We start from the raw sequence: 11,916 nt of genomic DNA on the forward strand, positions 1-11,916 counted from the left end.
CCCGACGGCCGCCGGGCGGAACTCCGGGCCGCCGTCCGGGCGTTGCACCGTGGGTGACGCACGACGACGGGGCCGTGCGTCCGCGAGCGGAACGGCGGGGTGAGGCATGGCGCGCCTACTGGTCATCGGCGGCGGGGTCGCCGGCACGGCGGCGGCTCTGGCGCTGGACAAGGCGGGGCAGGAGGTCGCCGTGTACGAGGCGCATCCCGACTCCGCCGAGGACATCGGCGCGTTCCTCACCCTCGCCGGCAACGGCCTGCGGGCCCTCGCGCAGCTCGACGCGACCTCCGCGGTCACCGCGGTCGGCTTCCCGCTGACCACCCTGCGGCTGGTGGACGCCGGGGGCGGCGAGGTGGCCCGCGCCCCGCTCGGCGAGGCCGACGACCCCCGGCTGCGGTACCGGTGCCTGCGCCGCGGTGAGCTCAACGCGGCGCTCCAGGCGGAGGCCGTCCGCCGGGGCGTCGCGGTCGTCCACGGCGCCCGGCTCGCCTCCGTCGAGAGCGGCGCCGCGGGCGTCACCGCGCACTTCACCGACGGCAGCACGGCCACGGGCGACCTGCTGATCGGCGCGGACGGCCTGAACTCCACGGTCCGCCGGCTCACCGCCCCCGACGCACGGCCCCGATACGCGGGACAGCGTGTGTTCTACGGCTGTGCCACCCGCTGGTCGGCGGCCGGGGAGGACGAGGCGGCCTGCATCACGATGATCCGCGGCAGCGCGGCCGCCTTCGGCCACACGAGGTCACCGGACGGGGAGACGTACTGGTTCGCCCGGGTCGACGCCGACCACCCCCTGACCGCCGACGAGATCGCGCACGCCACTCCCACCCGATGGCGTGACCTGCTGATTCCGCTGCTGCGCGAGGACGCCACACCGGCCGCGGACATCGTCGCGGCCACCACCGCCCCCGTCCTGGTCACGAACGCCACCGAGATGCCCAACGGCACGCCCTGGCGCTCCGGCCGCACCCTGCTCGTCGGCGACGCGGCCCACGCGGCCTCCCCCGCCACCGGACAGGGCGCCTCCATGGCCCTGGAGGACGCCGTGATCCTCGCCAAGTGCCTGCGCGACGCCCCGGACACCGAGTCCGCGCTCGCCCACTACGAGACGCTCCGCCGCCCCCGCGTGGAACACAACACGACCGTCAGCGGCAACATCTCCCGCGGGGTCCACACCCCGCCGCCCCGCGGCCCCGGGGCCCCGTCCCCGGCCCGGCCCGACGAGGAACTGACCCGCCAGCTGGAGTGGACCACCGCCCTGCGCTGACCGGCACGGCCGACGGGACCGGCGCGGCAACGGGACCGGCCGGACCGGCGGTGTCTCGCTCAGGCGTCGCGGAGGCGGGCGGCCAGGGCGGCCAGGGTCTGGGCCGTGTCGGTCAGGGACCGGACGGCCGCCTCCAGGTCCTCGGCCAGAAGCGGCGCGGGGACGGCGAGGGACGCGGACGCGGATCCGGAGGCGGGGGCCTGCGTGCCGCGATAGCCGATGGGGCCCTCGTTCCAGCGCTGGTAGTAACCGGTGAACGCCACCCCCGAGGTCGCGCCTTCGGCGAAGCGCACCCGGGCCAGCTGGGTCTGGGTCGCGCCGGAGTTGCGGGTGATGTCGAGGCGGTAGTGGCGGTAGCGGCGGTGCGCCGAGGCGGGGACGCGGAGGCGGAACTCCCTGGTCTCGAAGCGGCCGCTGAAGGTCTCCCCGGTGCGGGAGTCCAGGGGGGTCCAGGTCCGGCCGTCGGACGAGCCGTGAAGGGTCCAGTCCCGCGGGTCGCGGTCGGGGCAGTCGTTCGCCGACCGCAGGGCGTACGAGGTGACGGCGGCGGGGCGGGCCAGGGTGAAGTGGAGCCGGGCGGTGTCGTCGTTCGCCAGCCACTTGGTCCGGGAGCCGTTCAGCAGGTTGTCCGCCGTCTCCCCCACTTCCTCGAACTCGTCGCTCGCCTCGACGTCGGTCACCTGGACCTCGTCGGCCCCGGCGTCCGGCGACTCGGTCCGGATCATCGCCACGCCGGAGTTGCCTCGCTGGTCACGCCAGGTCACCCGCTCCACGGGGGCCCCGCCGTCGTCCACCAGCAGCCGCAGTTCGGGGGAGCGGTGCCAGCCGCCGCCGTATCCCTCCTCCGTGCGGAACCGGTGCAGCCCGGACGCCGAGGTCTCCTCGAGCCCCTCCGGGAAGACCCAGCCGCCGGTGAGACGGCCGCGGTACTCGTAGACCGTGCCGTCGGCGGCGCGGTGGCTGCCGTGGAAGTCCGACATGTTCGACTGGAAGCTGATGGCCGATTCGGCCCCGTCCTCGCCGCGCCAGCCGAGCTGTGCGGGCAGCGCGTGCTCGTCCCGATCGACGTGGAACACCAGTCGCGGGGCCTCCTGCCAGGGCGTGGACGAGGAGTCGTGCGCGGCGCGGATCTCCGTCCGGTAGGCGAAGACCGAGTTGCGGGCGGCCTCCGCCGCGAGCGCGCGCTCCGAGCGGCCCCGCTCGTCGACGGAGTCCAGCGTGATCCGGTAGAGCCGCAGCGTGCTGCGCGCCTCGGCCGCGACGCGTATCTCCAGGGTGTTGGTCCCCGGCTTCAGCAGGAGCGCCGGCACGGCGAACACGTTGTCCTGCGGAAGGTCTCCACCGCCGGGCACGGTGAGGCCCTCGGCCAGCGCCTCGCCCTGGAGCAGGACGTCGATCGGGGCGTGGCCGGGGGCGGAGCCGAGCCGGGAGACCAGAGCCGTGACGGTGAGCGTCACCTCGGGAATGTCCTCCGGGTCCGCCACCTCGAAGTCCAGCGTCACCGTCCCGCCCGCGTCCAGCGTCAGGTGGGAGCCCCCGAACCCGGCGCGGTCGTGCCTGACGACGGCGTTGGACAGCCGGAAGGGATCGACGGAGAAGTCGGCGAAGGTGGCGTTCAAGGTCATGGCGTTCAGCTCCTGATAGGCAGTCAACAACGTTGTCACCCAAGGGAGGTGACGCGACCAGTGGGACCCTAGCGTCTCGCTCTGACAGCGCCCGCCGTCCAAGTCGCGGCCTCCGCACCGCGCTTGACGGACCCGGCGACCCCGTACGGTGTTGTCCTCCGGCCTGATGGCCACCGACGATCGCGAGATGGATGTGACCGGTCACACGAGTTCCGGCAGCCCCTCTGGCCCCGGGCCGGAGCCGCGCAAGGCCGCGAGCATCCGGGACGTCGCGCGGGCCGCGGGAGTCTCGTACCAGACCGTCTCCAGGGTCATCAACAGCCACCCGAACGTGCGCGAGGAGACCCGCGAGCGGGTCGAGGCGGCCGTCGCGGCACTGGGCTTCCGACGCAACGCCACGGCGTTCGCGCTGGCCAGTGGCGTCACGCGGTCGGTCACCGTCCTGACGTCGAACACCACCCTCCACGGTTACGCGGCCACCCTCCAGGGCCTGGAGGAAGCGGCCCGTGCCGCGGGCTGCTCGCCGGGCGTGAGGCTGCTGACGCCGGAGGACGACCTGGACCGTGTCCTCTCCTCGGCGGCGGCCGACGGGGGCGGACTGATGGTCATCGGCTTCGACCGGCTCGGCGCCTCGGCGCTGGACCGGATCCCGGAGCACGTGCCGTGCGCCGCGGTCGTCGAGGCGCCCGCCCGCGGCCGGACCCCTCCCCGCCCGGCCGTGTGGGCCGACGACCGCGAGGCGGCCCGCGCCGCCACCGCGCATCTGCTGGAGCTCGGGCACCGGACCGTCCACTACGTCGCGATCCCGACGTCGACGGGCCCCCGGCGCTCGGAGGGGCCGCGCGCGCAGGGCTGGCGCACGGCCCTGGAGGCGGCCGGCGTCACCCCGCCCGAACCCCACGGCGGCAAGGGCTGGGAGGCGCGGGTCGGCTACGAGGAGGGGCGGCGACTCGCCCACGACCCGGGCGTGACGGCGATCCTGTGCGGCAGCGACGACCTGGCGCTGGGCGTGCTGCGCGCCCTGCACCACGCCGGGCGGTCGGTGCCGGGAGAGGTCAGCGTGATCGGCTTCGACGACGCGCCGCACGCGGAGTTCGTCACCCCGGCCCTCACCACCGTCCGGATGGACTTCCGGGGGCTGGGCCGCGACGCCTTCCACCTGCTGCGCGGCCAACTGGAGAAGGACTACCGGCCCCCCGCTCCGACGTTCGTCGGCACGGCCCTGATCCTCCGCGAGAGCACGGCGTCCACCGGGCCGACCGTGCGCGCGACGCAGTGAACCCCCAGGCGGAGTTGAGTACCCGTACTCAACCCCGAACGCGCGCCCTGCCCCATCGTGGAGATCACCGACCCGGACCGACCCGAAGGATCCACGATGACCGACGCCTCGCGCTCTCCCCGCCTCCCGCGCCTCCCGCGCCTGCGCCGCCTCCTCGCGCTCGCCACGGACAACTGGCCGGCCCGGGGCTACCTGGGCCTGGTCACCGCCTCCGTCGCGGTCATGTTCCTGTTCCCGGACAGCGGCATCGCCGCGGCCCCCCTGATGCTCACCGCGCCCCTCTCCTTCCTGAGCGTGCTCCTGCCCTTCGGTCCCGGCATCGAGGGCGGCGGGGCGGCCGGGGCGGCGGCCGTCGGTTTCTGGGCCGGGTGGCTGCTGCTGTGCGCGCTCGTGAACGCCGCGGTGCTCGGCGCCCTCACGGCGAGATCCGCGACGGCCGGCGACCGTGCGCCCCTTCCCCCGGTCCCGGCCCCCGCGGAGCGCCCCCGGTCCGGGCGGGTGCCGGCCCTGCTGGCGCCGGCGGTGGACAACTGGCTCGCGCGGGCGTACCTCGCCGTGGTCGCCGCGGCGGTGGGGTTCTTCCTCTATGCCGCGTACGTGCTGCCGGACCCGGGGTTCGCCGGGATCTGGCCGCTCATGGCCACGGCGCCGGTCAGCCTGCTCGCCTTCCTGGTGTCGGCGCCCGCGCAGTACTCCTCGCTCACCTGGCTCAGCCCCCTGGTCTTCGCCGTCGGCACGGCCCTGGCCGGGCTGTTCAACGCCGTCCTGCTCGGCCGCCTCGCCCACAGGCTGCGGGTGCGCGACCCGCGTCCGGCCGTCTGAGACCGAGGCCTCCGGGAGGCCGGGGACGCGGGCCACGAGGGCGTCGATCCCGGCGGCCGCAGCAGTGACCGCTGTGACCCGACCGGACCGGATGTCCTGGATCTCCGCCACGGCCGGACCGAAGGACCGGATGGTTCCCGGGTCCTGGCGTCCACACCTTCGGCAAGCACCTTGACAACCGTCGCAGACACCCCGTCACCGACCGTGCGGAGCGGGTGCGGGGGGGTGTCGAGGGGGTCCCCGAGGAAGACGGGAAGGGTGCCGTCGTCGCGGGGCCGGGGGCCGTCGACGCTTCGGGCGGATAAGGGGCGAGCCGGCGAATCTCGGGCGCTCGGCGCGTCGGGCGCCAGAGCAACGACGCCGGCCGTTTCGGCAGGTGAGAACGTTCCTGCCCAACAGGTATGTGGTGGGGCGGGTGGGACTCGAACCCACGGCCGACGGATTATGAGTCCGCTGCTCTAACCGGCTGAGCTACCGCCCCATAGCGGCGTGTCGCGTACATGTGTGCGCGCCGTCTGCCGCAGCATAGCCGCTCATACGATCTCACGCTTCGGCTGGCCGACCTTGCACGACCATGGGGACAACACCCCTGGCCTGCACGGTTCCCGCCGACATGAAAAAGGACCCCCATGGGGTCCTCGTTCACGATGCTCCCCCGACTGGACTCGAACCAGTAACCTGCCGGTTAACAGCCGGCTGCTCTGCCAATTGAGCTACGGAGGACCGAGCTCCCCCGACTGGACTCGAACCAGTAACCTGCCGGTTAACAGCCGGCTGCTCTGCCAATTGAGCTACAGGGGAATGCCTCGTTTTGCATCGAACGTACTCACCTGGGTATTCGCCAGGAAGCGCTCGCTCGCTGCGACACATACATTAGCGCAAGCAGGGGGGTGCTCCGCCAATCGGTTCCCCCCGGCGCCCATGTCGTGCCAGGGACTACGCAAGGAGAGGATGGCCGTCATGCGCTACAAGCTCACGTTCGTCGTCGGGCTGGGTCTGGGTTACGTACTGGGCACGCGAGCCGGGCGCGAGCGCTACGAGCAGTTGAAGAAGTCCGCGCGGCAGGTCGCCCAGAACCCCGCCGTGCGCAACACCGCCGAGACCGCCGCGCAGCAGGGGCGCCAGTACGCGGGCAAGGCGTACCACGCGGTCAGCGACAAGGTCGGCGACCGGATGCCCGAGTCGGTGGCGGGCCGGGTGCGCTCCCTGCGTGACCGCAACAGCAACGGCGCGAGCGGGGACGACTGGGGCACCAGCAACACCTAACGGGGCTCCTTCGCGGCGCCGGGCGAGTCGTCCCGGCGCCGCGCCGTTGTGACATATGCGGCTGCCTCGCGGGGGCTGGACCAGCGACAACGCCCCTCGTTCGACGGCAGCGGGGCACCCCTGCGGTCTCCGCGGCCCAACCAGAGCGGCGCGTGCGGCAGAATTTTCGCCATGGGGATAGTCGCCGGGTTGGACAGTTCACCCGATTTCACTCGTATCGTCGTCTGCGACGCGGACACCGGAGCCGTGCTCCGGCAGGGGTATGCGCCGCATCCGATGGAAGGCGCCGAGAGTGCGGGAGGGCGGCCCTCCGACGTCGATCCGCAGGCCTGGCTGCTGTCCCTGGGCGAGGCCGCGGGCGGGGGGCTGCTCGAAGGTGTGCAGGCCATCGGCGTGTCCGCGCAGCAGAACGCCGTCGTGCCGCTGGACGCGCAGGGCAACACCGTGCGCCCCGCGATGGTCGGCGGGGACAAGCGGGCGCAGGTCGCGGCGGCCGATCTGATCGACGCGGTCGGCGGGCGCGAGGCGTGGGCGCAGGCGGTGGGGTGTGTCCCGCAGGCCGCCCAGCCGGTGACCAAGCTGCGCTGGCTGGCGAAGAACGAACCGGACGCCGCCGCCCGGACCGCCGTACTGCTCCAGGCCCACGACTGGCTGGTGTGGCAGCTCCTCGGGCGGCCCGTACGCAGGACCACCGATCGCGGCGGGGCCTCCGGCACCGGGTACTGGTCCGCGGCCACCGGCGGTTACCGGCCGGATCTCGTCGAGCTGGCGCTCGGTCACCAGGCCATGCTCCCGGAGGTGATCGGACCGTCCGAAGCCGCCGGTACGACGCCGGAAGGGCTGCTGATCTCCGCCGGGACCGGCGAGACCATGGCCGCGGCCCTGGGGCTGGGAATCGGACACGGGGACGCGGTCGTCTCGCTCGGCGCCTCCGGGTCCGTGATGGCGGTGCACCACGAGGCGCTCGTCGACCAGAGCGGGATGATCACCTCGCTGGCCGACGCGACGGGCATGCATCTGCCGGTCGTCACGACCCTGAACGCCGTACGGACCCTGCGCGGGGCCGCCGAGCTGATCGGGGCGGCGGATCTGGAGGCGCTGTCGGACCTGGCGATGAAGTCGACGCCGGGGTCGCACGGGCTGGTCATGCTGCCCTATCTGGAGGGTGAGCGGACGCCGAACCTGCCGCACACGGCCGGGACGCTGGCGGGTCTGCGCCGCGAGTCCATGAAGCCCGAGCACTTCGCGCGGGCCGCCTTCGAGGGCATGCTGTGCGGGCTCGCGGACGCGCTCGACGTGCTGCGCGGGCGGGGCGTGGAGGTGCGGCGGATCTTCCTGCTCGGCGCGGCGGCCGAGCTGCCGGCCGTGCAGACGGCGGCGCCCGCGCTGTTCGGCGCGCAGGTCGTCGTGCCGCAGCCGGCGGACTACGCGGCGATCGGGGCGGCCCGGCAGGCCGCGTGGGCGCTCGGAGCGTCGCAGGGCACGCTCGACCCGCGGACCCCGCCGGCCTGGCAGGGGGCGGCCGCGCAGGTGCTCGACCCGGGTGAGGAGCTGGCCGTCGGACAGGCGGTGCGGCAGCAGTTCGTGTCGGTGCGCGAGCAGACCCATCCGGGGGCGTTCCGCGGATAGGCGGCGCGGACGGAGACGGGAGCGGAGAGGCGGCAGCCGGGCAGGGCGACGACCGGACGTAACGGCAGCCGGTCGTCGCCGGGGGCGTTCCGAGGGCGGGGGCGCGTGGTGCGTGAGGGGCGCGGCGGGTGCGGGGGGCGCGTCGGGTGGACACCTGTGCGTCCGGCTCGCGCGGACGGCCGTAAAAGCACTGCTCTCAGCTTAATCAGTTGAGGTAACGCCGGTGGAGTGTTCAACGATAGGGGCCAGGGGCAACCAATGCCCCTCCCCGCCGACTCCGAGAGACGTAGCGTGCTCATACGACTACTACGGTCCTATCTCAGGCCCTACAAGAAACCCATCGCCCTGCTCGTGGCGCTGCAGTTCCTCCAGACCTGCGCCACCCTCTACCTGCCCACCCTGAACGCGCACATCATCGACAACGGCGTCGTCGAGGGAGACACCGGATACATCCTGTCCTTCGGCGGCGTGATGATCGGCATCTCGCTGGCGCAGGTCGTGTGCAACATCGGCGCCGTGTACTACGGCGCCAGGACCGCCGCCGCGCTCGGCCGGGACGTGCGGGCGGCCGTCTTCGACCGGGTGCAGTCCTACTCCGCCCGCGAGGTCGGCCAGTTCGGCGCCCCCTCGCTGATCACCCGGACGACGAACGACGTCCAGCAGATCCAGATGCTGGCCCTGATGACGTTCACGCTGATGGTGTCGGCGCCCATCATGTGCGTGGGCGGGATCGTGCTGGCGCTCGGCCTGGACGTGCCGCTGTCCGCGGTGCTCGTCGCCGTGGTGCCGGTGCTGGGCCTGTGCGTGACGCTGATCGTGCGCCGGCTGCGGCCGCTGTTCCGGTCCATGCAGGTGAAGCTGGACACCGTGAACCGGGTGCTGCGCGAGCAGATCACCGGCAACCGGGTCATCCGCGCCTTCGTCCGCGACGAGTACGAGCAGCAGCGCTTCCGCAAGGCCAACAGCGACCTCACCGACACGTCGCTGAGGACCGGCAACCTGCTCGCGCTGATGTTCCCCGTGGTCATGACCACGGTGAACCTGTCGTCGATCGCCGTGGTGTGGTTCGGCGCCCACCGGATCGACAGCGGCGGGATGCAGATCGGTGATCTGACCGCCTTCCTCGCCTACCTCATGCAGATCGTCATGTCCGTGATGATGGCCACCTTCATGTTCATGATGGTGCCGCGCGCGGAGGTGTGCGCCGAGCGCATCCAGGAGGTGCTGGACACCTCGTCGTCCGTGGTGCCGCCGGTGGCTCCCGTCACCGAGCTGCGCCGGCACGGCCACCTGGAGATCCGGGGCGCCGGATTCCGCTACCCCGGCGCCGAGGAGCCCGTCCTGAAGTCCGTGGAGCTGGTGGCGCGGCCGGGTGAGACGACGGCCGTGATCGGCTCCACCGGCAGCGGCAAGTCCACGCTGCTCGGGCTGGTGCCCCGGCTGTTCGACGCCACCGAGGGCGAGGTGCTCGTCGACGGGGTGGCCGTCGCCGAGGTCGACCCGGTGCTGCTGGCGAAGACCGTCGGACTCGTGCCGCAGAAGCCGTACCTGTTCGCCGGCACCGTCGCCACCAACCTGCGCTACGGCAATCCGGACGCCACGGACGAGGAGCTGTGGCACGCGCTGGAGGTGGCGCAGGCCAAGGACTTCGTGAGCAAGCTGGAGAACGGCCTCGACTCCCCCATCGCGCAGGGCGGGACGAACGTCTCCGGTGGTCAGCGGCAGCGGCTCGCGATCGCCCGGACGCTCGTGCAGCGGCCGGAGATCTACCTCTTCGACGACTCCTTCTCCGCCCTCGACTACGCCACGGACGCGGCGCTGCGGGCGGCGCTCGGACGGGAGACCGCCGAGGCGACCGTCGTCATCGTCGCCCAGCGGGTGGCCACCATCCGCGACGCCGACCGGATCATCGTCCTCGACGAGGGTCTGGTCGTCGGCACGGGCACCCACCGCGAACTGATGGCGGACAACGAGACCTATCGGGAGATCGTGCTCTCCCAGCTCACGGAAGCGGAGGCTGCCTGATGGCCGGGCCCATGGGACGCATGATGGCCGGCACCGGGCCCGACAGTCACTCGCTGGACTTCAAGGGGTCCGGCAGGAGACTGCTCGCCCAGTTCAAGCCGGAGCGGTTCACCCTGTACGGGATGCTGTTCTGCGTGGTGCTGAGCGTCGGCCTGAGCGTGGTGGGGCCGAAGATCCTCGGCAAGGCCACCGACCTGGTCTTCGCGGGCATCGTCGGACGGCAGATGCCGGCCGGGGCGAGCAAGGAGCAGGTCCTCGACTCGATGCGGGAGCGCGGCGAGGGCAAGGTCGCCGACATGCTCAGGAGCACCGACTTCACGCCCGGCAAGGGCATCGACTTCGGCGCGGTCGGCGAGGTCCTGCTCTTCGCGCTCGGCGTGTTCCTGATCGCCGGTCTGCTGATGGCGGTGGCGACGCGGCTGGTCAACAAGTCCGTCAACCGCACCATGTTCCGGATGCGCGAGGACGTGCAGACGAAGCTGTCGCGGCTGCCGCTGTCGTACTTCGACAAGCGTCAGCGCGGCGAGGTGCTGTCCCGCGCGACCAACGACATCGACAACATCGGGCAGACGCTCCAGCAGTCGATGGGCCAGCTGATCAACTCGCTGCTGACCATCATCGGCGTGCTGGCGATGATGTTCTGGGTGTCGTGGATCCTGGCGCTGGTCGCGCTGGTGACCGTGCCGCTGTCGTTCTTCGTCGCCACCCGGGTGGGCAAGCGGTCGCAGCCGCACTTCGTGCAGCAGTGGCGCTCCACCGGCAAGCTCAACGCCCACATCGAGGAGATGTACACCGGCCACACGCTGGTGAAGGTGTTCGGCCGCCAGGAGGAGTCGGCGCAGCAGTTCGCCGAGCAGAACGACGCCCTGTACGAGGCGGGTTTCAAGGCGCAGTTCAACAGCGGCGTCATGCAGCCGCTGATGATGTTCGTGTCGAACATCAACTACGTCCTGGTGGCGGTGGTCGGCGGACTGCGCGTCGCTTCGGGGTCCCTGTCCATCGGTGACGTGCAGGCGTTCATCCAGTACTCGCGCCAGTTCTCGATGCCGCTGACGCAGGTCGCGTCGATGGCGAACCTGGTGCAGTCCGGCGTCGCCTCGGCCGAGCGGGTCTTCGAACTCCTGGACGCGGAGGAGCAGGAGGCGGACCCGGTGGCGGCCGAGCGGCCCGCGGAGCTGCGCGGGCGGGTGGCGCTGGAGGGCGTGTCCTTCCGGTACGACCCGGAGAGGCCGCTGATCGAGGACCTGTCCCTGACGGTGGAGCCCGGCCACACGGTCGCCATCGTGGGCCCGACGGGCGCCGGCAAGACGACGTTGGTGAACCTGCTCATGCGGTTCTACGACGTCTCCGGCGGGCGCATCACCCTCGACGGCGTCGACATAGCGTCGATGTCCCGGGACGAACTGCGCGCCGGCATCGGCATGGTGCTCCAGGACACCTGGCTGTTCGGCGGCACCATCGCGGAGAACATCGCGTACGGGGCGTCGGGCGAGGTCACCCGCGGCGAGATCGAGGAGGCGGCGCGGGCCGCGCACGCCGACCGGTTCGTCCGTACCCTTCCCGACGGCTACGACACGGTGATCGACGACGAGGGCAGCGGGGTCAGCGCGGGTGAGAAGCAGCTGATCACCATCGCGCGGGCGTTCCTGTCCGATCCGACGATCCTGGTGCTCGACGAGGCGACCAGCTCCGTCGACACCCGCACCGAGGTGCTGATCCAGAAGGCGATGGCGAAGCTCGCGCACGGCCGTACGTCGTTCGTGATCGCGCATCGGCTGTCGACCATCCGGGACGCCGACACGATCCTGGTGATGGAGAACGGCTCGATCGTCGAGCAGGGCGCGCACGGCGACCTGCTGGCGGCGGACGGGGCCTACGCGCGGCTGTACCAGGCCCAGTTCGCGCAGGCGCTGGCCGAGGTCGACTGACGGTCCCTTCCCGGAGGCGTCCCCGGGACGTCTCCGGGGCTTCTCCGGGATCAACGGGGGCCGCTCGCACGGGGG

General features: G+C 72.2%; 8 protein-coding genes and 3 tRNA genes. 7 read left to right on the forward strand and 4 right to left on the reverse strand.

What is annotated here, in order from left to right:
* The first annotated feature begins 106 nt into the window (after positions 1-106).
* Positions 107-1,267 (forward strand): FAD-dependent monooxygenase, encoded by a 1,161-nt coding sequence (locus J2X68_RS01865; protein ID WP_310430618.1) that lies wholly within the window; start codon positions 107-109, stop codon positions 1,265-1,267.
* A 59-nt stretch (positions 1,268-1,326) separates the two neighbouring features.
* On the opposite strand, the gene J2X68_RS01870 is transcribed toward J2X68_RS01865, so the two are convergent.
* Positions 1,327-2,892, reverse strand: a complete 1,566-nt coding sequence (locus J2X68_RS01870) for a discoidin domain-containing protein (RefSeq protein ID WP_310430619.1) — start codon at positions 2,890-2,892, stop codon at positions 1,327-1,329.
* Positions 2,893-3,058: 166 nt separating this feature from the next.
* Here J2X68_RS01870 and J2X68_RS01875 point away from each other — a divergent pair, with 166 nt between their 5' ends.
* Both J2X68_RS01875 and J2X68_RS01880 read left to right on the forward strand, forming a co-directional pair.
* Positions 3,059-4,171 carry a LacI family DNA-binding transcriptional regulator gene (locus tag J2X68_RS01875; protein ID WP_310430620.1) on the forward strand — a complete coding sequence of 371 codons (1,113 nt, stop codon included), beginning with the start codon at positions 3,059-3,061 and terminating at the stop codon, positions 4,169-4,171.
* Between the two features lie 96 nt (positions 4,172-4,267).
* Positions 4,268-4,993, forward strand: a complete 726-nt coding sequence (locus J2X68_RS01880; RefSeq protein ID WP_310430621.1) for an SCO4225 family membrane protein — start codon at positions 4,268-4,270, stop codon at positions 4,991-4,993.
* A gap of 404 nt (positions 4,994-5,397) precedes the next feature.
* On the opposite strand, the gene J2X68_RS01885 is transcribed toward J2X68_RS01880, so the two are convergent.
* From J2X68_RS01885 to J2X68_RS01895, 3 genes are all read right to left on the reverse strand, one after another.
* A tRNA-Ile gene (locus J2X68_RS01885) sits at positions 5,398-5,474 on the reverse strand.
* Between the two features lie 169 nt (positions 5,475-5,643).
* Positions 5,644-5,716, reverse strand: a tRNA-Asn gene (locus tag J2X68_RS01890).
* Between the two features lie 5 nt (positions 5,717-5,721).
* Positions 5,722-5,794 (reverse strand) — tRNA-Asn (locus tag J2X68_RS01895).
* Positions 5,795-5,953: 159 nt separating this feature from the next.
* Here J2X68_RS01895 and J2X68_RS01900 point away from each other — a divergent pair.
* The 4 genes from J2X68_RS01900 to J2X68_RS01915 all read left to right on the forward strand — a co-directional run bounded on the left by J2X68_RS01900 (position 5,954) and on the right by J2X68_RS01915 (position 11,841).
* Entirely contained in the window at positions 5,954-6,259 is a 306-nt protein-coding gene (locus tag J2X68_RS01900; protein ID WP_310430622.1) for a YtxH domain-containing protein, read from the forward strand.
* 171 nt (positions 6,260-6,430) lie between these two features.
* Positions 6,431-7,888 carry an FGGY family carbohydrate kinase gene (locus tag J2X68_RS01905; RefSeq protein ID WP_310430623.1) on the forward strand — a complete coding sequence of 486 codons (1,458 nt, stop codon included), beginning with the start codon at positions 6,431-6,433 and terminating at the stop codon, positions 7,886-7,888.
* Positions 7,889-8,179: 291 nt separating this feature from the next.
* The gene (locus J2X68_RS01910; RefSeq protein WP_310430899.1) at positions 8,180-9,913 is read left to right on the forward strand and encodes an ABC transporter ATP-binding protein; all 1,734 of its coding nucleotides are present in this window, start codon (positions 8,180-8,182) and stop codon (positions 9,911-9,913) included.
* Entirely contained in the window at positions 9,913-11,841 is a 1,929-nt protein-coding gene (locus tag J2X68_RS01915) for an ABC transporter ATP-binding protein (protein ID WP_310430624.1), read from the forward strand. Before J2X68_RS01910 ends, J2X68_RS01915 begins: the two co-directional genes overlap by 1 nt.
* The last annotated feature ends 75 nt before the right edge of the window (positions 11,842-11,916 follow it).

This window comes from Streptomyces sp. 3330 (genome assembly GCF_031456635.1).
Lineage (GTDB): Bacteria > Actinomycetota > Actinomycetes > Streptomycetales > Streptomycetaceae > Streptomyces.

Bases quoted from the DNA above. Each gene is read 5' to 3' on its own strand.
- J2X68_RS01865 (WP_310430618.1), top strand. From the start codon at position 107: ATGGCGCGCCTACTGGTCATCGGCGGCGGGGTCGCCGGCACGGCGGCG.
- J2X68_RS01870 (WP_310430619.1), bottom strand. From the start codon at position 2,892: ATGACCTTGAACGCCACCTTCGCCGACTTCTCCGTCGATCCCTTCCGG.
- J2X68_RS01875 (WP_310430620.1), top strand. From the start codon at position 3,059: ATGGCCACCGACGATCGCGAGATGGATGTGACCGGTCACACGAGTTCC.
- J2X68_RS01880 (WP_310430621.1), top strand. From the start codon at position 4,268: ATGACCGACGCCTCGCGCTCTCCCCGCCTCCCGCGCCTCCCGCGCCTG.
- J2X68_RS01900 (WP_310430622.1), top strand. From the start codon at position 5,954: ATGCGCTACAAGCTCACGTTCGTCGTCGGGCTGGGTCTGGGTTACGTA.
- J2X68_RS01905 (WP_310430623.1), top strand. From the start codon at position 6,431: ATGGGGATAGTCGCCGGGTTGGACAGTTCACCCGATTTCACTCGTATC.
- J2X68_RS01915 (WP_310430624.1), top strand. From the start codon at position 9,913: ATGGCCGGGCCCATGGGACGCATGATGGCCGGCACCGGGCCCGACAGT.